Source organism: Streptomyces sp. NPDC090741, assembly GCF_044769045.1.
In the GTDB taxonomy this organism is placed as follows: domain Bacteria; phylum Actinomycetota; class Actinomycetes; order Streptomycetales; family Streptomycetaceae; genus Streptomyces.
Map to the genome: position 1 here is coordinate 12,699 of NZ_JBIVXF010000026.1, position 24,093 is coordinate 36,791.

The 24,093-nt window shown below is 68.5% G+C and carries 21 protein-coding genes and 4 pseudogenes; 14 read left to right on the plus strand and 11 right to left on the minus strand.

What is annotated here, in order from left to right:
* A pseudogene (locus ACIQU4_RS40170) lies at window positions 1–677 on the plus strand (hypothetical protein); the annotation flags it as partial.
* 237 nt (window positions 678–914) lie between these two features.
* On the opposite strand, the gene ACIQU4_RS40175 reads toward ACIQU4_RS40170, so the two are convergent.
* The 4 genes and pseudogenes from ACIQU4_RS40175 to ACIQU4_RS40190 all read right to left on the minus strand — a co-directional run bounded on the left by ACIQU4_RS40175 (window position 915) and on the right by ACIQU4_RS40190 (window position 5,686).
* Window positions 915–1,778, minus strand: coding sequence for a helix-turn-helix domain-containing protein (locus ACIQU4_RS40175; RefSeq protein ID WP_403742192.1), 864 nt, complete (start codon window positions 1,776–1,778; stop codon window positions 915–917).
* Window positions 1,779–2,823: 1,045 nt separating this feature from the next.
* Window positions 2,824–3,192: a hypothetical protein gene (locus tag ACIQU4_RS40180; RefSeq protein ID WP_403742327.1), complete on the minus strand. Its 369-nt coding sequence runs from the start codon at window positions 3,190–3,192 to the stop codon at window positions 2,824–2,826.
* Window positions 3,193–3,228: 36 nt separating this feature from the next.
* Window positions 3,229–3,366: pseudogene (locus ACIQU4_RS40185) on the minus strand (hypothetical protein); the annotation flags it as partial.
* A gap of 520 nt (window positions 3,367–3,886) precedes the next feature.
* Entirely contained in the window at window positions 3,887–5,686 is a 1,800-nt protein-coding gene (locus tag ACIQU4_RS40190) for a protein kinase (RefSeq protein WP_403742195.1), read from the minus strand.
* Between the two features lie 182 nt (window positions 5,687–5,868).
* Between ACIQU4_RS40190 and ACIQU4_RS40195 the strand changes: the two genes are divergently transcribed.
* Entirely contained in the window at window positions 5,869–6,123 is a 255-nt protein-coding gene (locus ACIQU4_RS40195; RefSeq protein ID WP_403742198.1) for a hypothetical protein, read from the plus strand.
* A gap of 10 nt (window positions 6,124–6,133) precedes the next feature.
* Here ACIQU4_RS40195 and ACIQU4_RS40200 read toward each other — a convergent pair.
* Window positions 6,134–6,654 (minus strand): annotated as a pseudogene (locus tag ACIQU4_RS40200) (hypothetical protein).
* Between the two features lie 85 nt (window positions 6,655–6,739).
* Between ACIQU4_RS40200 and ACIQU4_RS40205 the strand changes: the two are divergent.
* Both ACIQU4_RS40205 and ACIQU4_RS40210 read left to right on the plus strand, forming a co-directional pair.
* Window positions 6,740–7,593 (plus strand): IS5 family transposase gene (locus ACIQU4_RS40205; protein ID WP_403742325.1). Its coding sequence is split into 2 segments (ribosomal slippage): window positions 6,740–7,079 and window positions 7,079–7,593, totalling 855 coding nucleotides; the frame shifts between segments, so codons are not numbered across the junction.
* Window positions 7,594–7,902: 309 nt separating this feature from the next.
* Complete coding sequence (locus tag ACIQU4_RS40210) at window positions 7,903–8,322, plus strand: hypothetical protein (RefSeq protein WP_403742201.1); 420 nt, start codon at window positions 7,903–7,905, stop codon at window positions 8,320–8,322.
* Window positions 8,323–8,403: 81 nt separating this feature from the next.
* Here ACIQU4_RS40210 and ACIQU4_RS40215 read toward each other — a convergent pair whose 3' ends face one another.
* Window positions 8,404–8,664, minus strand: a complete 261-nt coding sequence (locus tag ACIQU4_RS40215; RefSeq protein ID WP_403742204.1) for a hypothetical protein — start codon at window positions 8,662–8,664, stop codon at window positions 8,404–8,406.
* A 788-nt stretch (window positions 8,665–9,452) separates the two neighbouring features.
* Between ACIQU4_RS40215 and ACIQU4_RS40220 the strand changes: the two genes are divergently transcribed.
* The 5 genes and pseudogenes from ACIQU4_RS40220 (at window position 9,453) to ACIQU4_RS40240 (ending at window position 12,787) form a co-directional block, all read left to right on the plus strand.
* A complete protein-coding gene (locus ACIQU4_RS40220; protein WP_403742206.1) occupies window positions 9,453–9,896 on the plus strand; it encodes a hypothetical protein in 444 nt (147 codons plus the stop codon).
* A 364-nt stretch (window positions 9,897–10,260) separates the two neighbouring features.
* Window positions 10,261–10,908, plus strand: a pseudogene (locus ACIQU4_RS40225) (glycosyltransferase family 2 protein); the annotation flags it as partial.
* Between the two features lie 93 nt (window positions 10,909–11,001).
* Window positions 11,002–11,502, plus strand: coding sequence for a hypothetical protein (locus ACIQU4_RS40230; RefSeq protein WP_403742330.1), 501 nt, complete (start codon window positions 11,002–11,004; stop codon window positions 11,500–11,502).
* The gene (locus tag ACIQU4_RS40235; RefSeq protein ID WP_403742209.1) at window positions 11,489–12,139 is read left to right on the plus strand and encodes a class I SAM-dependent methyltransferase; all 651 of its coding nucleotides are present in this window, start codon (window positions 11,489–11,491) and stop codon (window positions 12,137–12,139) included. The genes ACIQU4_RS40230 and ACIQU4_RS40235 overlap by 14 nt, the downstream gene beginning before the upstream one ends.
* A gap of 306 nt (window positions 12,140–12,445) precedes the next feature.
* Window positions 12,446–12,787 (plus strand): hypothetical protein, encoded by a 342-nt coding sequence (locus ACIQU4_RS40240; RefSeq protein WP_403742211.1) that lies wholly within the window; start codon window positions 12,446–12,448, stop codon window positions 12,785–12,787.
* 401 nt (window positions 12,788–13,188) lie between these two features.
* Here ACIQU4_RS40240 and ACIQU4_RS40245 read toward each other — a convergent pair whose 3' ends face one another.
* A complete protein-coding gene (locus ACIQU4_RS40245; RefSeq protein ID WP_403742214.1) occupies window positions 13,189–13,374 on the minus strand; it encodes a hypothetical protein in 186 nt (61 codons plus the stop codon).
* Between the two features lie 186 nt (window positions 13,375–13,560).
* Here ACIQU4_RS40245 and ACIQU4_RS40250 point away from each other — a divergent pair, with 186 nt between their 5' ends.
* Window positions 13,561–14,652, plus strand: coding sequence for an IS630 family transposase (locus ACIQU4_RS40250; protein WP_403742216.1), 1,092 nt, complete (start codon window positions 13,561–13,563; stop codon window positions 14,650–14,652).
* On the opposite strand, the gene ACIQU4_RS40255 is transcribed toward ACIQU4_RS40250, so the two are convergent.
* Window positions 14,649–15,647 (minus strand): AraC family transcriptional regulator, encoded by a 999-nt coding sequence (locus ACIQU4_RS40255; RefSeq protein WP_403742219.1) that lies wholly within the window; start codon window positions 15,645–15,647, stop codon window positions 14,649–14,651. The two genes, ACIQU4_RS40250 and ACIQU4_RS40255, sit on opposite strands and share 4 nt — an antisense overlap.
* Window positions 15,648–16,118: 471 nt before the next feature.
* Window positions 16,119–16,442 (minus strand): type I-E CRISPR-associated endoribonuclease Cas2e, encoded by a 324-nt coding sequence (gene cas2e / locus ACIQU4_RS40260; RefSeq protein WP_403742222.1) that lies wholly within the window; start codon window positions 16,440–16,442, stop codon window positions 16,119–16,121.
* A 1,118-nt stretch (window positions 16,443–17,560) separates the two neighbouring features.
* Between cas2e and ACIQU4_RS40265 the strand changes: the two genes are divergently transcribed.
* A complete protein-coding gene (locus tag ACIQU4_RS40265) occupies window positions 17,561–17,788 on the plus strand; it encodes a hypothetical protein (RefSeq protein WP_403742224.1) in 228 nt (75 codons plus the stop codon).
* Here ACIQU4_RS40265 and ACIQU4_RS40270 read toward each other — a convergent pair.
* Together ACIQU4_RS40270 and ACIQU4_RS40275 are read right to left on the minus strand one after the other, a co-directional pair.
* Window positions 17,785–18,255: a hypothetical protein gene (locus tag ACIQU4_RS40270; protein ID WP_403742227.1), complete on the minus strand. Its 471-nt coding sequence runs from the start codon at window positions 18,253–18,255 to the stop codon at window positions 17,785–17,787. The two genes, ACIQU4_RS40265 and ACIQU4_RS40270, sit on opposite strands and share 4 nt — an antisense overlap.
* A 63-nt stretch (window positions 18,256–18,318) precedes the next feature.
* Entirely contained in the window at window positions 18,319–18,801 is a 483-nt protein-coding gene (locus tag ACIQU4_RS40275) for a hypothetical protein (RefSeq protein WP_403742229.1), read from the minus strand.
* A 197-nt stretch (window positions 18,802–18,998) separates the two neighbouring features.
* Between ACIQU4_RS40275 and ACIQU4_RS40280 the strand changes: the two genes are divergently transcribed.
* The 3 genes from ACIQU4_RS40280 (at window position 18,999) to ACIQU4_RS40290 (ending at window position 24,058) form a co-directional block, all read left to right on the plus strand.
* On the plus strand, window positions 18,999–19,334 hold the full coding sequence (locus tag ACIQU4_RS40280) for an RRQRL motif-containing zinc-binding protein (RefSeq protein ID WP_403742232.1): 336 nt from the start codon (window positions 18,999–19,001) through the stop codon (window positions 19,332–19,334).
* 216 nt (window positions 19,335–19,550) lie between these two features.
* Complete coding sequence (locus ACIQU4_RS40285; RefSeq protein ID WP_403742235.1) at window positions 19,551–20,276, plus strand: hypothetical protein; 726 nt, start codon at window positions 19,551–19,553, stop codon at window positions 20,274–20,276.
* A gap of 206 nt (window positions 20,277–20,482) precedes the next feature.
* A complete protein-coding gene (locus tag ACIQU4_RS40290) occupies window positions 20,483–24,058 on the plus strand; it encodes a protein kinase (RefSeq protein ID WP_403742238.1) in 3,576 nt (1,191 codons plus the stop codon).
* Window positions 24,059–24,093: the final 35 nt, after the last annotated feature.

Sequence of the window (24,093 nt, forward strand, 5' to 3'; positions counted from 1 at the left end):
CTCCCGGCGCCCCTGGCGCTCCCGGTGCTCCCGGCCCGACCGGCAGCCCCGGTGCTCCCGGTGCTCCCGGCCCGACCGGCAGCCCCGGCGCCCCCGGCGCCCCTGGCGCTCCCGGTGCTCCCGGCCCGACCGGCAGCCCCGGTGCTCCCGGTGCTCCCGGCCCGACCGGCAGCCCCGGCGCCCCCGGTGCTCCCGGTGCTCCCGGTGCTCCCGGTGCTCCCGGCCCGACCGGACCCGCAGGACCTGTCGGACCCACCGGGCCCGCCGGACCCGTAGGCCCCAAGGGGCCTCGCGGTGACAAGGGCGGGAAGGGACAGCACGGCCACGACAAGGACAAAGGCAAGGGCGAGAACGGCCACCACGACAAGGACGAGGACGGCGACCACGACGAGGGCGAGAACGGGAACGGTCAGGACGACCACGACGAGGGCAAGCCGCCGTGGGCCGACTTCCTGCCGAACAGCCAAGCCGCTGATCCCGGCCACGAAGGTCCCGGCCACGCGGCCAGGAGCGTCAACTTCGCCCATGTGAGCGCTGCCACCGGCCAGCAGTCGGCGGGGGCCGGCTCAAGCAGCGGCACCGGCATCATGGCCGCCTCTGCGGCAGTGCTGGCATTCGTCGGAGGCTCGGTCCTCTTCACGATGAAGAGAATCCGGCGAGGTACGCGACAGGACTAGCCCAACGCGGACTTGACCGCGTCACGCCCCTGCCCCTTCGGTCTCGAGCACTCGGCCGGATCGGCCCACGCTCCGCCCTCCCGTCACCGACTGCTGCGTACGGGTCGGCGACAGGGGCTGAAGCCCGGTCAAGCACGTAGGACGTCCCGTCCGCCGCTCGGCGGCTGAGCCCCTGGACACATCGTCCAGGGGCTCAGTAGTGCCCGCGACTGATCAGCTCCGAGAACGGCCCTCACGTCATCCCGGGCCGGCGTACGCCTTCATGGCTTCGTCGATAAAAGGCCGGGTACTGTCCGGGCTCAGCGCCTGACCCTGCAAGTGCGCATACATATCGCCGTAGAGCCGCACGTCGGAACGTTTCTCCAGATAGAGGTCGCTGGTGAACCTTTCCAGATACACCACGCTTGCATCGGTGGCGTCGGCGAACTCGAGCAGCGAGAACTGTCCCGAGACACCCGGGTGCGCACCCGCGCCGTGAGGGAGAACCTGCATGGTGATGTGCGGCTGGGCACCGAGGTGGGTCAGATGGTCCAGCTGCTTGCGCATGACCTCGCGGCTGCCCACGACGCGCCGCAGTGCCGATTCGTCCAGTACGGCCCATAAGCGCAGCGGGTTCCGCGGGGCTCCCAGCCGGTCCTGGCGCCGCAGCCGCACCTGGAGGCGTGCGGCGGCCTGTTCGGGTGTGCCATGAGGGATCGTTCCTGCGATGACCGCCCGCGCATAAGCCGGGGTCTGCAGCAGGCCGGGGATCACCAGCGGCTCGTAGAGCCGGATCGCGGCCGCTTCGGCCTCCAGACCGATGTAGTCGCCGTACGGGATGTCGCCGTAGGAGTTCCACCATCCCTGCTGACCCGATTCCCTGGCCAGCTGCATCAGATGGTCAACCCTCTGCTGATCCTGAACTCCGTACAGCCCGCAGAGATCGCGCACATCGCGCGGCTTGATGACGCGGCGGCCGTTCTCCAGCAGGCTGATCTTGGGCTGGGAAATCAGCAGGCGCTCCGTCACCTGCTGTGTCGTCATACCGCTGATCTCACGGAGCCGGCGTAGCTCCGACCCCAGTCGGCGCCTGCTGACGGTGGGATTGACAGTGGCGCTCACAGGACGCGCACCTCCGCTCGAAGACCTTGCACAGGCGAGCAGATTGCCACGACCGGGTCGGCTGGATCCGCTTTGGCGACGTGTCGCGCACGACGATTATCGCCGGTCGAATGGCGGCCTCGGGTTGTATTAATTCTCACCCGACTGGCCATATTTTATGGTTCGAATAACTAGAATCTAAATATCCTTATGCTGCTTTTCTGTCCACGCGAATGACGGATTATGCTCTGCGCAATATGCCTGATCGGAGGAGTCTCCCCCAGACCCGCCTTTGGGCAGTCTGCCCTTGCCGAGAGAACTGTCCCGGTCCTGTCGGTCGAGGCACGCATGGACCATGCCGACCGCCCGGCTCGTATCGCGCGAAAAGCCCATGATGCCGCGGATGCGCCAGGGCATACCATGGCAAGTGGGTCATTGCACTCTCACGTGCAGCGACCCGGAAGGGCGGCCCCGGCGTGTGAATGTGCCGGGGCCGTTGTGTCACCGTCGATGCGGAAGGGCACAGGATCGGCGCTCTGGAAGCGATCCACGTCCGCCAGGTTGCCGCGACTGCACGGTGGCGTCGGCGTCAACGGTGAACCGGCCGTGGGAGACGGCGAACGCCGCGACGCCTCCGATCTCAGATGGTCAAAGCGAAGCAAGCCCAGGCTTCACAGCTGCCATGGACCAAGCCACCGCCACCGCAGCACCCCAGAACCCGCCAGCGCCGCCACCGAAGCGCATTGGACGAGTACCTCGCCGCCCATGGCGTGCTCCGGCAGGCGGCCCTGGCCGCGGGTATCCGGCCGGAGGCCGTCCACGACCGGCGCAGAACAGACACCGACTTCGCGAAGCAGACCCTCCGGACCGGCCGGTTCGGGGGCAGGGAAGTGGCCGGCAGGCAGCTGCGGTGGCGGCGGCGACTTCCTGAGCGCGCCGGGACATGCCCTGCCACAGGTGAAACGGTCTCTGACCTGGACGGCGTCGGGCGGCCGTCGGCTATGCCCTGCCGGTATGTGAGTGAGCCGTCGCGGCAGGCGATCTCGACTCCGGGATGCGCGCGGAGCTATCGGCTGAGCTGTTCGGCGTCCCGGCCCTCCCAGAGCGTGAGCGGGAGGCGGGTGGTGGCCTCGACCAGAAGGGTGCCGTAGGTGTCGCCGTAGAGCGCGAAGTCGTCCACCCCCAGCACCCGGGGTGTGACCAGCGGCGGCAGCGGCATCCGCATCAGCTGGGCGAGCACGGTGCACCAGGAGAGTCTGACGTTCAGGACCCGCAACATCCGGGACCAGCCCCGGCCCGCCAGCACAACACCGACCGACTCGACCAAGTGCTGCAGCAGCGGCGTTCGCCGCTGGTAGCGGACGCTCAGCCCAGGCACCTGTTCGGCGAAGGTCACCTTCGGGCAGGACGGGTTCTCGCAATACAGACGGCGCACGGACAAGTCGATCCGTACCGGCCGGCCGCCGAGCGCCGCATCGGCGAGATGCCGGACATAGCGGCTGTGAGTCCAGTCGCTCAGGACACCGCACCCGCTGCATCCCACAGGAACACGGGAGCGGGTACGAGCCTCGATCACCACGACAGGACCGGAAGTATCAGCTGAGAACACGAGTAACCCGGCCAAGTGCGAAAATACTCTGACAGTTCAACAGAACACGCCCAAAGGCTGCCCACCCCGCAAACCAGGCGACTGCCCGCATCGGGACGATCTCCGGCTACGAAAACCTTGCCAGAGCCACGTTCGTGTGTACGCCGACACCTCGCGCAGTACATCGGCCGCGAAGGCCACCACCGCGTCCTCCGCAGCCACGCAGAACAGTCACGGTCGAAGGCGAGGACACCCCGGCGGTCGTGAAGCTGGGCGTGGGGACCACCAACACCAAGACCCGCCGTGACAAACTCACCCCCGACCAACGCGCCACACTCGCGGAGCTGGGCGTGGAATGGGCGGGATAGTTGGCCTGTCGGGTCCTGGCTTTGCGTGAGTACCGCCCCAATGACCGGCATCGCCACCTCTGGAAACGTGGCACCCGGCGCGACAGCGAGGCCACGGGCCTGCCCACCATCAGCCCGACAAACCGAAACGGCCCGCCAGATGCACCGACGGACCGTGACTTCGAGGCTACCGGTCAGCCCTGGACCTTGGCCGCTTGCATGTCGGTCACCCGGTGGACGTAGCGAGCGGTGACGATCGCTGCCGGCACAACCAGCACATACAGAGCGAAAACGAACCAGGTTTCCAGCTGGAACTCATACCGGTAGTCATAGCCGCAGCAAATCCACTCGTTCTGGCTCGCGATGTATACCTTCTTTGTGATGCTCACCTCCTTGCGGAACGTGGTCCAGGGAGTCAGGAAGAGCGGCCAGGTCATGAGGGTGACCAGGCAGGCGGCCCACCAGGTCTGCAGCAGACGGGCTGGGTCTGTGCCGTCCCCCTGGCCGGGCGGGCTGGAAGCATGCCAGACGTCGTTGGCGATCTGCTTGGGGAGGAACAGATTTCCGACCGGTATAAGCCATCCCACGATCGCCATGGACGGGCGGTATCGCAGCCGGCCGGGAGCAAACTGCTCGGCGACGGAACGCACGCGGGCGGACCACATCAGCCAGCTCACTACCAGCCCTGCGCCGAAGAGGAGCTGGGCGGTCCACAGGATGCCGACTGGGCTGCCCCAGGCCCATGGATCCGCGATGTACTTCCAGGCATCACCCCAGGTCGGATTGAAACCGTCGTCATACACATGCCCTTGTTCGGTAGCGGCGATGATCTGGTGGATGGCCGTAAGTGCGGAGACGAGGGCGGAGAGGGCGAGGAACCAGTAGACAGCGGCCCGGTACCCGTCGGCCGGGCCAGTCTGGCCGCGTGCGCGGCGGCGTTCGTCGGCCAGACGGGACGGCGGCTCCTGCGTCTGCCCGGCCTGGTCACGCGGGGATGCCCGGGGCGCCTGGTCGACGGCCGTGGGCACGTACAGCGGTGTGGCCGGGCCTACGTCTATCGCCTCGCCGGCTGAATCCGCGTCGACCGGAGTCATCCGGGTGTGCGGGTCCTCCTGGTCGAGGAGGTGGATGGCTTCCTGGCCGAGCCGGGTCAGCACCTCCAACGGCAGCCAGGGGCCCAGCGATCGGTACTGGGTGTCCTGCCGTTCCCGCAGTTCGGCCAGAGTAGGCCGGTCTGCCGGGTCCTTTGCGAGGCAGGTCTCGATCAGTTCCCGCAGCGGCCCGGGAACGCCAGTGAGATCCGGCGGCTCGTGCACCACCTTGTACATCAGAGCGTGCACCTGCCCTCCCGCCACCTCGAACGGGAGCCGCCCGGAGGCAGCGAAGGCGAGCACCGCGCCAAGCGAGAAGATGTCGCTCGCCTCCGTCAGGCTCTCGCCGCGGATCTGCTCCGGTGACATGAAACCTGGCGAGCCGACCACCACCCCGGTACTGGTCAGGCCACCGGTGGTGGAATCCAGGGCGCGGGCGATACCGAAGTCGATCACTTTCGGGCCCTCGATGGTCACCATGACGTTCGACGGCTTCAGATCACGGTGGACCAGCCCGGCGGCGTGGATGTCACCAAGCGCCCGGCACAACCCGGAGGCCAGACCACGCACCGAATGCTCCGGCAGCGGGCCGTGCTGCTCCACCACCACCTGCTGCAGGGTCGGCCCGGCGACGTAGGCCGTCGCAACCCAGGGCAGTGCCGCGTCGGGGTCGGCGGCCAGCACGGCAGCCGTCCACTCCCCGCCGACCTGCCGGGCCACAGCGGTCTCTTTGGCGAAGCGGCGCCGGAAATCCGGGGCCGCCGCTAACTCGGCGCGGATCGTCTTCACCGCCACCATCCGACCCCGCGGGGACCGGGCGAGATAGACCACCCCCATCCCGCCCTCCCCCAGCCGGCCAAGAAGCCGGTAGTCCGCGACCCGCTCGGGGTCCTGCTCTTGCAAAGACTGCACGGTAGGTAGCTCCCCCCTGGAACATCACTGCGGCGCACCAAGGCTAGTGCCGCATGACGGGACGAGAGCCGCCCATCGCCGTCACTGCAGTTTCGACACCAGCCGGTGCTACCAGTTCTCACGGACATTCCACGCACGAACGGGTGACCAGTGCTCTCAGAATCGTCCGACAGGTGCTCTTCGTTTTCGCCTATGCAGCCAGCTGCACCATCCCCGACAAGGCCGACCAGGCGCGCAACCGCCAGAAGCTCGGCTCCCGCGGCGGCCGGCCACCGCACTTCGACCCGGTCGACTACCGCGAGCGTCATGCGGTTGAGTGCAGGATCAACCGTCTCAAGAGGAACCGCGCTGTCGCTACGCGATACGACAAGCTCGCCGTCCGCTACGAGGCAACCGTCCTCGTCGCGGCCATCAACGAGTGGCTGTGAACCTCGGTCCTCACACGGTGGGATCCACGTTCCACGTCTCCGGCAGATCGCTGCCGCAGAAGACGCAGACGAAGTCGTCCTCGCGCACGATGTTGTGCTCCTGGCAGCCAGGACACCGCCGGAACACCACCTCGTGGGTGAAGCCGGAGGGCCGCCCGAGCCCTACGTCGTCCAGACCACGAGCGACTTCCGACCAGGAGCCGATCTCGGGGCAGTACCCGGTGGACTGGTTGCTGACCTCTCTCACGGCCCACCGGTCGCCTCGCACACGAAACCGATCTCGCCGGCACTCAGAACCATGTCTCCGCCGGCACAGGCCACGTGCTCGCTCCGCCGCTCCGCCAGCCGAAGCACACCGTCCGCGCCGATGACGAAGGTGAACGGTTCGGCCAGCTCCGCCGCCGAGCGCCCAGCGATCCAGTCGTCGAAGTCAGCCGCCGAGCTGATCCGGTACCCACCGCTGCCAGGCCGGACCGCAGCCCTCAGCTCGACCGGTCCGACATATCGGTAACTCCACCCCCGCGCACTCACATCAGCCAACCTAAAGCACTTCCGACACACGCCTTAGAAGTCATCTCATTTGGGCGGCTTGGGTAGGCTGCCGGTCGTGGCGGGGATTGTTGAGCGGTTGGTGCCGGATGAGTTGTGGGAGCTGTTCCAGCGGGTGGTGCCGGAGGCTCCATCGCGGCCTCAAGGTGGTGGCCGACGTCGGCATGGTGACCGGGAGGTGCTGGCGGCGATTCTGTTCGTGGCTACGTCGGGCTGTACTTGGCAGCAGCTGCCTACAGCATCGTTCGGGCCGTCGGGGGCGACAGCCCACCGGCGGTTCTCCGAGTGGGCGAAGGCCCGGGTGTGGGCCAAACTCCATCGCCTGGTCCTCGACGAACTTGGCGCCCGCGGCGAGCTGGATTGGTCCCGCTGTGCAATCGACTCCGTCAACATGCGGGCCCTGAAAAGGGGGATCTGACGGGTCCGAATCCTGTTGACAGGGGCAAGTTCGGGTCGAAGATCCACTTGATCACCGAGCGGACCGGTTTGCCCCTGTCCGTCGGAATCTCCGGGGCGAACCTCCACGACAGCCAGGCGTTCCAGCCTCTCGTCCGCGGCATCCCGTCGATCCGATCCCGCCGCGGACCTCGTCGCCGCCGCCCCGGCAAGCTCCACGGTGACAAGGGCTACGACTACGCCCACCTACGGAGATGGCTGCGCCAATGCGGCATTCGTCACCGCATCGCCCGCAAGGGAATCGAGCCGTCGAACCGGCTCGGCCGGCATCGACGGGTCGTGGAGCGGACGGTGTCCTGGCTCTCAGGCTGCCGTCGCTTACACCGGCACTATGAGCGCAAGGCCGAACACTTCCTGGCGTTCGCAGGCATCGCCGCAGCCCTCATCCGCTACCGCCGCTTGAAGATGAACGCCAAAACGGCTCAACGGCTACGGCAAGATGGCTCAAGTGAGCGAATCGACTGAGCAGGTACAGACCGTAGATCGTCTCTGGCAGGAATTCCGCCAGGGTCCTTTCCCCGACAGCCTGCGACGTGCCACGTTCGGGGGCACAGACGTGTGGCTCCTCGAATTGGACATCGCTGGCTGCGTTCTTCGTTGGCTCGACAACAGCGGCACTCTTGACTCGAAGAACAGCGTCCTCCTGCAGAGCCGCATCGAGGACCTGGACCGAGTCATCCCTGAGATCAATGACCCTGTAGGAGGCCAGTACTGCCAGCGGTTGCACCAGCTCGCTGTGCTCGTGTCAAGGAACCCTACCCAGCACCAAATGAGATGACGTCTAAAGGGGCCTTCCACGAGTACGTCCTCGATCTTCGCCAGGACAAGCGTATCCATGGGCTGCGGAAGGTTCTTGCCGGCGGGCAGTCATCCGGCGCCGACGCTGCAACCCTCGTCGCCGAGCTGGAACGGCGGGTGGAGGAAGTCGCGTTTGAAGCGCTGCAGCGGGACCACCGGCCCGCGTTGCTGCGGGCAATCGGCAGTATGTCGCTCAACGCCCTCGGCAACCACCTATTGCCCGGCTTCGGCGGCGTCCTCGGGAACCTGGTCAATGCGGACCGGCTTGTCTCCGACTACAAGTTCCGCCGGGACACAACCTGGGCGATGTTCCTCATCGATGCACGGGGTAAGCGTCCGCAGCTGAATGGGGCCAACGGCACGGAACGAGATCAGCGCCATCCACGGTTCCATTGACTGTGGGGGCAGGTCAGGACAGCAGGAGGGTTCTCTCGAGGAGCGCCGGGTTGCCACCGGAGGGTGCGTTGTAACGGGTGGCTATCCGAGCCAGACGATGTCCAGGATGGACAGGTGCCGGGTGAGCCGGTTGATCATGTAGACGACGGAGAGCTGCCCGACGGACGCGGCGCGGATGTCTCCGCCCTCCGGGTCGCCGGTGTTCCACTGGGGCCAGCCCCACGGGGAGCGCACCGCGATGTCCAGGACATCGCGGACCGTCTCCTTCGCGTGTTCGGGGAGCTCGGTGAGCACCTTCGCGGCCTGCGGGGACAGGCGCACCGCCCACGGCTTACCGGTCACCGGCTGGTACCGAGGATGTCGTCCAGGTCCACGAAGCCGGTCTCGTCACGGCCGGAGTCCACGTACGCGTCGACGGCCGGAGCCGCGGCGACGCGCAGCTGCCAGCCGCGCACGACGTCGTGCAGCGGGGTGAGGCTGTAGCTGTGGCGGAGTCCTCCAGGGCCTTGGCCCAGTCCCGCTCGAAGGCCGGCGCCCAGGTGTCGGCGCGCAGCTGAGCGAGCAGTTGGGCGGCCCGGGCTGGCGGGGCGGGGGCTTCCTCAGGCTGCGCGCTCACGGGCTCCTCCATGCAGGTCGTACCGCCACGGTAGCCGCCGCCGGGGTGCTGGGAGAGGGGTTCGGCGCTCACGGCTCCATCACCTCGTCCGGGACGTGGAACTCGCCCTGCTCCTGGAGCTGGTAGTCGTCGGCGGCCCGGCGGTTCGCTTCGTACTCGGCCTCGGTCTTCGGATTCGGGAACGGTGTGCCGACGCACCGTAGGTCTCACCAGCGGCGGCTGTCGACCTGCGTTTTCGTGTTGGTGAGGCGCCGTAGTTGTCTCCGGATCGGCACGCTACCTGTCACCGGCCATGGGATCCGCAGAGCAACTGCCACCGGACACACCACGGAAGGCACCGGAGGGACACCTTCACCGAGGTGATCGAACACCGGGACGCATCCGCTGTACTCCTGAAGGGTGACGCAGAGCCTTTCCGACCCTCTGTCGCGCGTTGGCAGGGAAGGGATTCGCCTGGCCCGAAAGATCAGCGGCGACCCGCGCGGGCGCCGCACGTCAGAAATGGAGTCGCGCCATGGCAGCCGTACCGAACGGCACCTACACGATCACCCGCCCTCCCGAGCAACTGCTCACGCTGCTGGACGGGGCGTCGGAACCCAAGACACCCGTTGTCCTGCTGCCGCCCACCGGCAACCCCGGCGAGCAGGAATGGCAGCTGGAGAAACTCAGCAACGGCAACTACACGATCCGCAATCTCCGCGGCGAAACCTATCTCTCCTACGACGGCGACCCGGAGATGAACAAGCCGGTCGTCGGATACCCCGAGCCCCGCGAGTGGGCGCTCTACCAGAGCGACCAGCCGCACACTTTCCACGTCGTCGTCCCCGGAGGCCCCGTCGACGGTGGGGAGCTGGCCCTGGACCTCAGCCTGCTGCGGATCTTCCCGCCCCGTATCGCCCTGAGGCCACTCGACATCAGCAACCGACGCCAGGCGTGGACCTTCCAGTTCATGGAGTAGAGGCGTGAACCGGGTGCCCGGGTCGGCAGCCGACCCGGGCACCGCCCCGAAAATGCAGCCCTGCCCACAACAGCCGCTTGCCGGGTGACAACAAGCCCGATTCTGTGTCAGCTGTCGCGCTTCGGCTCAAACGAGTAATTGATGCTCGCCACGCTTGGTCGCCGTCCTCGACCTGACCACTCGAACGGTGCGATGGTGGTGGGGGCCCGGCGTGCTGTCCGGGCAGCACCAGCCCTCCGTCCAGTCGGATGCCACCATCCTCGTCTTCGACAACGGCCGCGCCCACGGCCGCTCCCGCATCCTGCAGGTCGAGCCGCTCACCCAGACCGTCCTGTGGCGGCACGACCTGGGCTTGTTCTGCGAGATGGCCGGCGGCAGCGAGCACCTGTCGGACGGCACCATCCTCATCAGCGACGCCCAGGCCGGCCGAGGCCTGATCATCAACCACCGGGGCCAGGAGCAGTGGAGCGTGCAGGTGGCAACCAAGGCCACGGCCGAGGCCGCTCGCGCGCCGAGTTCTACCGCCTCGCCACCCTCCACCCCTCCGCCACGGCCCGCCTGGGCGCGGGCGACCTCCGCGCCCCCACCCTGGCCGAGGCGAAAGTTTCCTTCCGACTTGGCACCCCCTACGGAGCGCCTGGTGATCAGCGTGATCATCCCGACCCGCGACCGGCCTGGCCCGCTCCACCGCGCCCTGCGTAGCCTCGCCCGCCAGACCTACCGCCACTTCGAGGTCATCGTCGCCCGCGACGGCGGAACCCCCGTCGACCAGGTCGTCGCCCACTGACAGCACGAGCTGCCCATCGCCCTCATCGACACCGCCCAACCGCGCGGCGTCTCCCACGCCCGCAACGGGGCCCTCGTCCACGCCCAGGGCGAGCACGTCGCGCTCCTCGACGACGATGACGTCTTCCTGCCCCACCACCTCGCGGACGCCACCGACGCCCTCCACGACGGTCAGGCAGATGCCGTCTACGGCCAGGCCCTCATCAGCCCCACGTGGACCGAGGCCCTCCCGCGCACCCCCCGCAGCCTGCCCCGCAAGGACTACCCCTTCGACGCCGCCTTCCTCGCCGCGGCCAACACCATCCACACCGGCTCCCTCGTGATCCGCAACCCCGCCTCCACCCCAGTCCGCTTCGACGAGATCATGACCCACTGCGAGGACTGGGACTTCCTCCTCGCCCTCCACCACACCGCCGGCTACCACTTCACCCGCCTCAACACCCTGACCTGCATCTACCACCAGCTGCCCCGCCCCGGCGCCGTCACCACCGCCTACCAGACCAGCCTCACCCCCTTCACCCGCGCCCGGGCCACCGTCTACCAGCGGTGGCCCGCCCCGGACCCGCTTACGGAGGCGTACCGGGAGTGGTTCCGGGAGTTCGACCACCGCCTCGACGCACACGTCGCCAGCGGCCTACCTGTCGCCCCGCACCTGTTCGAGCACGCCGTCCGCGGCCTCCACGCCACGTTCAGCGCCGGGCGTGAACCGGACCGCACGCTCCTCGACCGGCTACTCCCGTCGTTGGGGCAGTGGAGCGGGGAGAGCCCTCCCCCGCCGGCTGTCCCGACGCTGTCCGGAGGCACCCATGCCACGAGGTGAGGCCCCGTACGACGGGTTCGCGGACACCTTCGCCCGGGAGGCCGCCGACAGCCCCTACAACGCCCACTACGACCGACCCACCGTCCTCGAACTCCTCGGCGACGTACAGGGGAAGCGGATACTCGACGCCGGCTGCGGCCCCGGCCTCTACCTCGCCGAGCTCACGGCCCGCGGTGCCAATGTGGCGGGAATCGACCAGAGCGCCGACATGGTCCGTCACACCCGCACCCGCCTCGGGCCGCACGTCGAAGTCCGGCAGCACGACCTCAACGAACCCCTTGCCTGGGCCGCCGACTCCCGCTTCGACATCGTCCTGCTCGCGCTCGTCCTCCACTACGTCGAGGACCGCGTCCGCACCCTGGCCGAACTCTCTCGTGTGCTGCACCCTGCTGGCCGGATCATCGTTTCCACCAGCCATCCCACGGCCGACTGGCTCACCAACGGCGGCAGCTACTTCGACGCCCGCCGAGCAGAGGAAGCCTGGTCCAACGGCATGACCCACCGCTACTGGCGCCAGCCCCTCCAGGCATGGGGGTCCGATTTCTCCGCAGCCGGCCTCGCCATCGACCGCGCCTCGTCGAACACACGCCCGCCGCCTCAATGCCCCGCCAGCACCCCGCCACGTACGAGAAACTGAGCCGACAGCCCGGATTCATCGCCTTCCAGCTCATCAAGACCCAGGCCCGACCCCTCGCCTGACCAGGCGCGCCGACGTACCGGCTCACCCCTCGGGAGCTCAGCGAATGCCAACACGGCCGACCCTCGTGGTCGTCAGCGGTCCACCCGCCACCGGAGAAACCACCCTCGCCCACGAACTCGGATGCCCCGCAATCATCCGCGACGAGATCAAGCAGGGCATGGTCATGAGCACCGCGGCCTATGAGCCTGGCGGGGACGACCCCCTCAACATCCCAGCCATGCACGCCTCTTCGACACCCTCAGTGTGCTCCTTGCGGCTGGCGTCACCCTCGTCGCCGAGGCCGCCTACCAGGACCAGCTCTGGCGCACCGGCCTCGAACCCCTCACGAAGATCGCCGACCTCCGGATCATCCGGTGCACCACCCCAACACCGACCATTATCGAGCGCATGACCGAACGCGCCGACTCGGACAGGCATCGCGCCGCACACGGCGACCGCCAGCTCCTCACCGACATCGCCGTCGGCACCTCCAGCCCCGAGGAGTTCGTCGACATCTCCCTCGACGCGCCCACCCTGCTCGTGGACACCTCCGACGGCTACCAGCCAGGGACAGCCGAGATCGGCGCCTTCATCCGAGCCCACTGACTTCCAAAGCGGAGGCGACCGCCTCTACGCGGCCGTTTCCCGGCATCTGAAGGACAAGGTCGCACCCCTGTGAAGGGGGAGGGAGAGCCGATCTCCGTCTCGGGCCGGGGAGTGCCTACGAAGATCCGCGACCCGCACAGAGCCACCCAGAGTCGCGCCGCCCTGCCCTTGTGGGTCGCCGCGCGACGCGCGTCTGTGTTCATCGGCGAAGCCGATGGATCTTGGAAGTCGCCCGCAGGCACCACCTCGCTGCCGCTCATGCCTGCACCCACGGCGTGTAGCCGAGGTCCAGGTGCCCCAGGCCGTAAAGGCGCTGCACGGTCGCGATGAACGCCTGGGTGAACAGGCGCTGCGCCGACGTCTCGCCGTACGGGGTGATGTGGTCGTGGACGATCTGGTGGTTAGCGGCCGCGGTAGCGCCAGTCCAGGACCTGCTCCCGGGTGAGGTCCTCGAGGACCAGCTCCTGGTCCTCGTCGACGCCTGCATGCTCCGGGACCGGGGTCGGGGTGTCGGCGGCCGGGCGCGGTGCGGGTACCACGACCGGGGGCACCGGCGCGGCCGGTACATCGAAGTCCGGCTGCGCCACTGCGGCTTCGGCACGGGCCTGGGCTGCCGCGGCCTGCTGCTCGCGGACCTGCGCCCACCGGTGCTCACGAATCGAAGCCTGGGCGGTCAGCGTCTCGTGCAGCTGCCGGTCGGTGGCGGTCCAGCCTGACCCCCACTGCGGACCAGGGCCTAGTGACCTGAGTCGGAGGTTTGTCGTTAGTTCGGTATGAGTCGTCCGGGTCCGAAGATTCCGCCGTTGTCGGTCACTGATGCCCAGCGGGCGGTGTTGGAGGGCTGGTTACGTCGTCGTACGACGGCCCAGGCCTTGGCTCAGCGGTCACGGATCGTGCTGGAGTGCGCGGAGGGCCACTCGGTCATGGAAGTGTCGCGGCGGCTGCGGATCGCGCCGGACACGGTCCGCACCTGGCGGCGGCGTTTCCTGGAGCACGGTCTGGACGGTTTGGGCGACGAGCCGCGGCCGGGTGTCCCGCGGAAGATCACCGACGCGGATGTCGAGCGGGTGATCGTCAAAACCCTGGAAGAGACGCCGAAGAACGCGACGCACTGGTCGACGAGGTCGATGGCCGCGGCGACGGGGATGTCGCAGTCGACGGTCTCGAGGATCTGGCGGGCGTTCGCGCTGGCCCCGCACCGCTCGCAGACGTTCAAGCTGTCGACGGATCCGCTGTTCATCGACAAGGTCCGTGACGTCGTCGGCCTCTACCTGGACCCGCCGGAGAAGGCTCTGGTCCTCTGCGTGGACGAGAAGTCGCAGATCCAGGCCCTGGACCGGTCGCATCCGGTTCTCCCGATGATGCCCGGTGTTCCAGAGCGACGCAGTCACGACTACATCCGCGCCGGCACCACCACCCTCTTCGCCGCCCTGGAAGTCGCGACCGGCAAAGTCATCGGATCCCTGCACCGCCGCCACCGGGCCGCCGAATTCAAGAAGTTCCTGGCCAAGCTCGACAAAGAAGTACCGGCGGATCTCCAGGTCCACCTGATCCTGGACAACTACGCGACCCACAACACGCCGGACATCAAGAAGTGGCTGCTGGCCCACCCGCGGTTCCATCTGCACTTCACACCGACCAGTGCGTCGTGGCTGAACCTGGTGGAACGGTGGTTCGCCGAACTCACCCAGAAGAAACTCAAGCGCGGAGTCCACCGCTCCGTCCAGGCACTCGAGCGTGACATCCGGGCCTGGCTGACCGACTGGAACGACCAGCCCAGGCCCTTCGTCTGGACGAAGACTGCCGACGAGATCCTCGACAAAGTCGCCGCCTACTGCCACCGAATCTCTGACTCAGGTCACTAGGAGGCGTCCGCCCCGGCCAGGTCTTCCGCCCGGGCCTGCCCGCGGAAGGCCGCGGGCGGCAGGCCGTAGGCCTCGCGGAACGCCCGGCTGAACGCGGACGCGTGCCGGAAGCCCCGCCGGGCGCCGATGACGTGCACGGGCACCTCCTGGTGCAGCGGGTCCGCCAGGTCCTGGCGTGCCCGCGCGAGCCGCTGGCCCTGAAGGAAGGCCGCGACCGTCGCACCGTCCCCCTCCTGCTGGAACACCCGGTGGAGATAGCTGACGGAGATGTGGTGGGCGGCGGCGATCGCGGGGACGTCCAGCAGCGGATCGTCGGCGTTGTCCCGGATGAAGGCCATCACGCGGAGCGCCAGGGCGCGCCGGTGCGTCTCCGGGGTCAAGGACCGGTCCGCTTCGAGGACGCCGGCGAAGAGCGAGGCGACGAGATCGGCCAGTACGCCGCTCAGGCGCGGGCCCTCGGCCGGCCGGTAGGACCGGCTGTCCTTGGTCACCTGGTCGAGGAAGGTGGCCAGCAGGGCCCCCATTCCCTCCCGGGCCGAGATGCGCTTGCCGATGACCCGGCCAGCGGTGTGCGGGGGCAGCGGCAGCAGCGCCTTGGGTACCTCGACCCCGATGATCTCGACGGAATGCGGGCCGGAACTGATCTCGAACGGCCGTGACGTGTCACTGGTGTGGATGTCGAACACACCGTGCACCACGGTGTCCTTGCCCAGCGTTACCGCTCCCGCCCCGCGTTTGATCAGCGAGAGGTGGAACGCCTCGGGGTCCGACCTCGCTATCAGCTTCGGTGTGCGCTGGAAGGTCAGGGGACGGCATTCCATCGGATAGACCGCGATCCCGCCGAGCGAGATGACGCGCTGGTTCACCCAGAAGTCGGCGGCGTGCTCACTGCGCATCTCCATGGGCGCATGCGTCTCCGACATCAGGGCCCGCCAGCTCTCGAAACGGTCGGCGGGCGCTAGTTCCGCGCTGCGGAACGTTCTCTCGGGCAGCATGATCACGGGTTTACACCGGCCGTGGCGGTCCGCGCAACAACAGCCGGGGCCCCGGGGCGCGGGCGGCGGGGCGACTCTCCGTCAAGACACTGTGCACGCCAGGCCAATGCGCGGTGCTCCGGGGCTTGGCAGAGTGGGCGCCGGAGGGTCGGTGAGGGGACGGGAAACCGGAGCCCCCGCCGGCGACCGGGAGCCTCGCGCGGTCCCGGCACTGAGCTGACGCCGCCCGAGGACGGGGGTTTCGGGCGGCGTCAGCTCAGTGCCGGGACCAGACTCTGGCCCGCGCCGGAGGTACCGACCCCGCTCCCGTTACTGACGGCCGAGCTGGGCGCAGTCCGCAGTGAGCTGGATGACCAGGTTGCTGTCTTCGTCAGGGACGTCCCGCTGGAGCAGATGTGAGACCTCGCGGTGAAGGCGTAGCGCGGTCCACCCCCGCGTTGGCGGGGAGCACACTTTCCGACCTGCACCTTTCTAGGCCCTTTGCACCTTCTTTGCCATCGTGGATTGGATTGCTCCTGTCATCTTGATCAAGGTCAGGCCGTCGAAGTCGACCGGAATGCGCCGTCGGGTGCCAGCTGTTCGCAGGGCGTAGCCCTGTTCGGTGGGGGCCGGGTGGATGAGGACTGCTTGTCCGTCTCCCACGACGGCCGTGACCTGTTTCCACAGTTCGTCCCGCACTCTTGCTGAGACGCTGCCTACGAAAATTCCTGGAACTACCTCCGTGGTCCATCGGCTGAGGGCGCCACGGAGGTGGTCTGGTACGGCAGTGGTGGCGAGGACAACCATGGAGGGCATGTCAGCCGTGCGCCTCTCGCGCGTAGTTGACGCCTGCTGGCAGGACGCCCGCTTTGGGATCCCAAAGGTGCACCATGTCGACACTGTGGCGGTCCGTTCGTGCCTGCTCGGTGTCAGTGTCGAGGCCGGGGTTTAGCAGGGCTTGTACGTCTCGGACAATCCTGGGCAGTAGTTGCACGAGGCGAAGGTTTTCCCGGAGCTTGCGGCGGGCGTCCTGCTCCGGGTTGGCCGAGTCGTTGAGGGCAAAGCAACACGCCTTCGTCTACGACATCGCCGACTTGTACAAAGCCGAAGTGACCCTGCCCCTGGCCGCGAGGCGGAGGCCGAAGCGGACCTCCGCACGGCGGCACTTGAGCTCCAGGCGGCGGAGAAGCGGAAGGAAGCGGCCGAGGCCGACCGGGTGGCCGCGGCCGAGGCGCAGGCGGTCGAGACCTGGACCATCGCCGAGAACCGGCGAGCCGCTGCCGAAACGAACCGGGTCGCTGCCGAAACCGAGCGGGCCGCCGCCGAAGCGGCTCGCGCCACCGCCGAAGCCAACCGCGACCGAGCCCTACGCCTGGACGTGCACCTGCGGGGCCTCCCGCAGCTTCCCCACACAGGACGGCCTGGACCGCACCGCCTGGCGGCACACGCACCCCACCCTCTGGGACCAGCTGCGGCAGCGGGCCGCCCGACTGCTCCGGACCCGCAGTACCCGCTGAGACCAGACGCCCTGCCTGGCCCTCGCCTCGCCCCGTACCCCGGGGCCGGACGAGGACCGGACAGGCCGCCTGGCCGAACGCACAACCCGCCACGCCCCGCCGACACCCGCACGCCATCGGCGGGGCGCAGCGCTGTCACCGACGACTGGAGGAGATCACTCGTGCTCATCCCCCGCCCGCGCCGCCGGATCGGCCGGCCCCGCCCGCAGCGCCCCGGCCCCCGCTACCCGCACCACGCCGACCGGCTGCCCGGCGCCTGGAGCAGGTGATGCCCCGCCCGAGGAAGAAGCGCCGCCGCCGCGAGGTGAACCGGGTGCCACGCAGCGACGCGCTGCTGCCAACTGGAGTTCACGCGGGTTCGTCACCGCTCCTTGTACGGGGATCAGTGCAAGTGGGGAGGTGAGGGCCATCACCGCCATGCATGTCGACCAGCCCGCAGTCACCGCCTCCAACTTCCAGACACTGCGGGACCGGATCGGGATCAACGCCACACAGCTCCGGCAAGACCGATTCCTCGACGAGGCCCGCGAGACCGCGGATCCGATCCGGCTGATGCGTCTGTTCGGAATTACCTCGCACACCGCGATCTACTACGTCCGCGCGGCCTATCCCGAGCGCTTCACTGTCGACCCCACACAGGCCTAGGCCTCAGGGTCGGCGGAAGTGCGTTTGTAGTGGCATGTGTAGGGATAGGGGTCCCCGCCGTCCGCGTGGACAGTCCCGTCCATCCACAGCTTTCCGTGCTCCAGATGGAACGGCAGAAACTGGTGGTCGTTGTGATTCTTGAAACTAAGCACCAGATAAGGCGTCAGGCCGGGGTCGTTGTTGACCCCATGCCATTTCCCGTCGCTTGAACGGCGTGTCACCTGCGAGTCCGGCCCGGGGCCGTCCCACTGGACTGGAAAGTCCTTGCTGGAGAAGGTGTAGTCGTCGCGTAGCCTGACGATCGGCGATCCGCATTCCCCCTCCCCGTCCCACCGGCCGACCAATTCGGCATGAGTGACGGCCTTCGGAGTGGGGGCGGGTTTGTCTGTCCCGCAAGCGGACGGGGCGACTGCCATCGCGGTGGCAGTCGCAAGGCTTGCGCCGATGCGAAATATGTCGAATTGCACGCTGTCTGCTTCCAACCGTTGGATGACGCCCAGTATGCCGGTCGGTGATCCGAAAGAGACGGCCTAGCCGGCGCTGGACGAGAACCAGCCTTCGTTGTCACGGTGGCGGTCCAGCCCCACGGCCTCGAACTCGTCCTCACCCAGGCCCCTTCGCGCGCCCAGCCGCCCCAGGGACTGGGAGATCGGGCTGACTGTTCGGGAGAACCGCTTCTTCGTTGGCACATCCAGCGGCCCCAGCACCAGTGCCCCGTCAGCCCAGACGGCGGCTCGTTGCTCGCCGACGCCACCAAAGTACTCGGCCTCCACATAGGCAACCGGCCCTGAGACCGACCACTGAGCGAGCAGTCTCTCGAAGCCACCTGGCAGCCGCCCAAAACCCAGATCCCCTGCGGCGCTGCCGTCCGTGACGCCGTCGAAGACCTCATCCGTCATCGGCATCAGCGACAGGCCCTGCCGAAGGGGCGCTACTCGGGCTCCCGGAACGTCCCGTGCCGCGGCACTCAGCAGCTCGTCCCCTGCGATTACCGCCTGCAGCACGTAACCCACCCCAGGCCCCTCCCCAACCGATTGGAGCCCTCATCTTGCCTGACGCGTCGGGCACGAACCCGCGTGCCTCTCACTACAGAACCCACAACCCACCAGCGAGTTCCTGCCACGGCTACCACCAGATTCTGCGAACCCGCTGGTTTCCGAGTTCGACCGTGGCGCCGCCCCCGAGGGTCACCTGGCGCCAGTTTCGGGACATGGGCCTGAGCCCGGGTGGCAACGACGGCCCGGTCGCGATCCTGCGCTGCAAGTGGTGCTCCTACCGGCCCCAGTGGTCCTGCATCCATCCCACCCGCGGCTTTCTGCTCCGCGTCGACCTGGCGATGCCCAAGCGCATTCCGACGCTTGCGCAGGAGCGGGCCCTGGACCAGGCGATGGCAGTCCGGCAGACCTGCAGCGAATGCGGGAGGCGGTTCTACATCTGCCTCTCCAAGAAGCTCGGGTGCTGCCTGGAGTGCCACGACGGCACCCCCGTGGACCCCAGCAGCTGCATGACGGCCCCGGCCCTCGCCGTTCACCGGCTTGCCGCGTGAGCCGAACCCCGTCCCGGCCACACAGGCCGGGACGGGGCCGCACAACCGGGCGGCCGCAGCACCGGCAGAGGCCGGCCGCCCGCTCCCTCACCCTCTTCGAGATCAGGAGAACCCCAGCATGACGCACCGTCCCGCCGTCTTCGCCGCCCTGCTCGGACTGACCCGTGCCGGAAGCGAGATCGGAGATTTTGGGTCCAGTCGGACTTCTGTGCCCGCGTGAAGGGAGCCTCCGACGAGCACCCGGTCACCTTCAGGGACCCGGCTACCGGGGCGGAGACCACCCACGGCACGGACAGTGCCCGTGCGGCGTGCCTGCATCACTGCCTGACCTACGTGGCCACGCAGGCGATCGTTGCCGGGGCCGGGGCCCGCGCGCTCGGCATCCGGGTCCACCCTGCCGCCGCCGCGGCCGCGCTCGCCATCTCCTTCGGCACCCACTACGCCGCGGACCGACGCGTCCCGGGCAAGGGCCTGTTGGAGAAGATCGCCACCAAGACCGGCAAGGGCGGCTTCTACAAGCTCGCCGACTTCGGCATCAACGGGGCCTTCCACCTGGACGGTGCGTGGCACCACGGCTGGGAGACCCTCGCCGCGAGGTCAGCCTCCGGGACAGCGCTGCGCACCTCCGACAGGACGCGGGGAAAGTCGCCGTCGTCGATGATGCCCGAACTGGCCCGCGAGGAGATCTGCAGGCTCCGTGCCGAGCGCGACCAACTGCAGCGCAATGCGCGACTCCACCTGGTTGGCACCGGTGACCTCACCGCACGAATCCGTGAACTCACGACAGACAACGCCGAGGTGGAAGCACTCCTCAGGGCCAAGACCGTCGAGGCCCATGGCCTCGCACGCCGCGTTACCGAGGTCGAAGATGAGCTCACCGCAGCCTGCACCAGCCTCCGTCAGATGATCCGCGATCACAGCAAGGGGACGTCACCAACATGACTTGCATACTCGAGGGCTCTAATACTCCAGCATGATTCTGCTGTCTGACCTGCGGGTTTGGTTGGGCGGCTGGAGTGTAGCGGACTGCGGAGTGGTCAGGGGCGCCGCGGCAGTACGCCCCGGTCCGGCGAACCATCTTGCGTGCGAAGGCGTCTTACCCGCCTGATGGACCACGAGGCACGTTCGGCACACCGGGAGGCTCCGTCTTGTCAGCACCGTTACTTCCCAGCGACCCACGGCAGTTGGGCGCCTACTACCTCGACGGCCGGCTCGGCGCGGGCGGCCAGGGCGTGGTGTACGAGGGCTACGGCCCGGACGGCGAGCGCGTGGCCGTCAAGGCGCTGCACCGGGTGAGCGACAGGGACCGGGACATGCTCCGCAAGGAGGTCCAGGCCTGGCGCCGGGTGGCGCCCTTCTGCACGACCCGGATGCTCCACGACGACCTCGACGGACCCGTCCCGTTCGTCGTCAGCGAGTATGTGGCGGGCTCGGACCTGCGGCGTGCGGTCACCACCGGCGAACCCTACGGCCCGGAGGAGTTGCGCCGCCTGGCGATCGGCGTGGCCACGGCACTGGTGGCCATCCACCGGGCGGGTGTGGTGCACCGGGACCTCAAGCCCGAGAACATCCTCCTCGGCCCCGGCGGCCCGCGCGTGATCGATTTCGGCATCGCCCGGATCGTCGAGGGGACCGCCACCGCCGGCCTGCCCATGGGTACCCTCCGCTACATGCCGCCCGAGCGCTACCGGGGCGAGCACGGCGACAGCAAGGTCGACGTGTGGGGCTGGGGCGCCGTCGTCCTCTTCGCCGCGACCGGCCGCCACGCCTTCGACGGTGAGAACGCGGCCGTGCTGGCGTACCAGGTCGCCACGCACGACCCCGACACCTCGGTGCTGGAGGAACCACTCCGTTCGCTGGTGTCGGCGGCGCTGTCCAAAGAACCTTCGAGCAGGCCGACTTCGGAGCAGTTGCTGCTGTCCCTCGTCGGTCGCGCGGACCTCGCCGCCGCCGTGGAGGGGGTCGTCCCCGGAAACCCGCTCGACCCTTCCGACCCCTCCCGTTCAGAGGTGGCGGAAGCGGTGTTCGAAGCCCTGGGCACCAGCGCGCAGGAGGCCGTATCCAGCCTGCTCCTGCGCCTGGTCGCCCCCGGTGAACGGGCCGAGGACACGCTCCGCTCGGCGCGCCGGGCCGACTTCTCCGACGGTCAGACCCCGGAGGAGGTACTGGACCAGGTCCTGCGCGCCTTCACCGAAGCGGGGCTGCTGGTCTGGGAGGACGGGGCCGTCACGCTGTCGAGTGCCGCCCTGATCCGGGCCTGGCCCCGGCTGCGCGACTGGGTGGAGGCCGAACGCCCCGGTCTGGCCGTCCACCAGCGGCTGTCCGGCTCGTCCCGGGTCTGGGACGACCACGGCCGCAAGAACAGCGACCTGCTGCAGGGCACTGCTCTGGAGCACGCCAGGGACTGGGCCGCTACCGGCCGCCGCCTGCTCACGCTCAACCGTACCGAACGCGACTTCCTGGACGCCGGGTCCGGGCTGGCCCGGCGCCGTGGCCGGCAGCGCGTGCTGCTCAGCGCTGTCCTGGCCGTCCTGCTGATCATCACGGTCGGCGCCGGCGCCGTCGCGTTCGACCAGCGGCAGTCCGTCCTCGCTGAGCGCCAGACCGTCGTCGGCCAGCGCGATCGTGCCACCTCCGCCCAGGTGGCCGGCGCCGCCCAGTCCCTACGCCGAACCGATCCCGAGCTGGCCCGGCGGATGGCGGTCGCCGCGGCGCGCCTCGCCGACACTCCCGAGTCCTGGTCGGCTCTGTTCGCCCTGCGCAACCAATGGGAGGACGACGCGCTCAGGCTCCCGGGCTTCGTGGCGACGGCCTCGGACCTGGACGCCAGCGGGCAGACCCTGGTGAGCGCCCTGGACACCCGCGTCGAGTTCTGGAACGTCCAGACCCGCGTGAAGAACGGTTCCTACACCGCCCCGGCCAGGGTCCACACGGTCGACCTGTCCGACGACGGCAGGACGGCGTCGGTGAGCACGGACGACGGGTACACCCGCCTGATCGACGCCGCCACCGGCCGCCCCCGCGACGCCCACGCCTATCCCACGGCCAAGCAGGCCGGCGGCTACTGGCCGGGTACGGCGATCAGCCCGCGGGGCACCTACCTCATGGTCGATTCCCTGGACGAGAACCTGAAGTCCACCCTGACGGCCTGGGACACCCGCACCGGGGACAAGAAGTTCTCGACGAGCGCCGTCGGACCGGTCTTCCTCCTGGCCGGTTCCTCCTTCTCACCGGACGATGCGGTCCTCTCCCTGCCCGGCGGGGACAAGGGCCTTCCGTTCACCTGGTACGACACGGGCACCATGAAGGAGTTGCCCCTCCCGGAGGTCGACATCAAGGCCGGCGACACCCAGGGGCCGGTGGTGTTCAGCCCGGACGGGAAGTCCGCCGCCCTGAAGGTGAAGGGAGGCAAGATCCGCGTTTTCGACCGCGTCAAGGGACGCTCCGGCATCGAGCTCGCAGGCGCCGACGAGAACTCGGACTACCCGGTCCACTTCAGCCACGACGGCCGGTACCTCGTGCAGAACGCGGTCGTCTGGGAGAACTCGTACACGCAGACCCCGGTCCTGCGCTACGAGACCACCCTGAGCGAGTGCTATCCCACGACCGCGCTGCGCTTCACTCCCGACGGCTCCACACTCCGGTGCGTGGGAACCGACGGCATCGTCCGTTCACTCAACATCAGGGCCTTCGTCCAGCCTCCCGCGGGGACGGGGCAGTACTACGACGAAGGGGCGGTGAGCTCCGACCGGCGCACCCTCGCACTCGTCGGCGGTTCCGAAGCCGAGATCTGGTCGCCCCTGTCGCGGACCAGGCGCTCCACCGTGACGTCGGGCTCGAGCGACAGCCTGCGGTACGTCCAGCTCAGCCGTGACGGGCAGCGGCTCGCCGCCCTCCACGGCACCAAGGTCGAGATCTGGGACACGACGAAGGAGAAGGCCTCGATGCTCGGCAGCATGCCCGTCATCGAGGCGGACCGGACCGACAGAGCCACGATCGGGTTCGCGTTCTCACCGGACGGCACCGCGCTCGCCGTGCAGGTCATCTTGAAGGACGAGACCAACATCCTCTCGTTCTGGGACCTGACCACCATGCACCTCATACGCGAGGTGCGTGCCGGCCTCGGCCCCCCGCGCAGCGAAGGGGCCGTCCTCTTCGCCCCCGACGGCAAGTCCGTGATAGCCGCACCCCACTTCGGTAGGGTCGCGTTCCCTTCGGGGGAAGTCCTCACCAAGGGCGCCGCGAGCATGGACGTGGACTCCATCAGCGACGACGGCACGATGCTCTACACCCACCCCCGCGGCGACCGGCCCTACGTACGGCTCTGGGACGCCCGGACGCTCCAGCCGGCGGGGGAGGATCTGCGTACGGGCTCGGTGTCAGCGCCCACCCTCGCGCAGGACAGGGGCGCCACTGCCTCGCCCGACGGCCGGCTCTTCGCCACCGTGCACGAGTCCGAGCCCGGGTACCAGATCAAGCTGTGGGACAGCCGCACCCGTTCCCAGCTAGGCGTCCCGATCACGGGACTGGTGGACGAGATCGTCGCGCTCGCGTTCGCCCCTGACGGCTCGGCACTGACCAGCGTGGACAAGCACGGCAGGTTCTACACCCACGCCATCGCCCCCGCACAGCTGATCCGGGACCTCTGCGCCAGGTCGGGCGGTCTCACCGAAGAGCAATGGAAGGCCCACATCCCCGACGTCCCCTACCGGAAGACGTGCTGAACCCGAGAGCGGGAGTCAGCTGGCGCAGGCCTTTC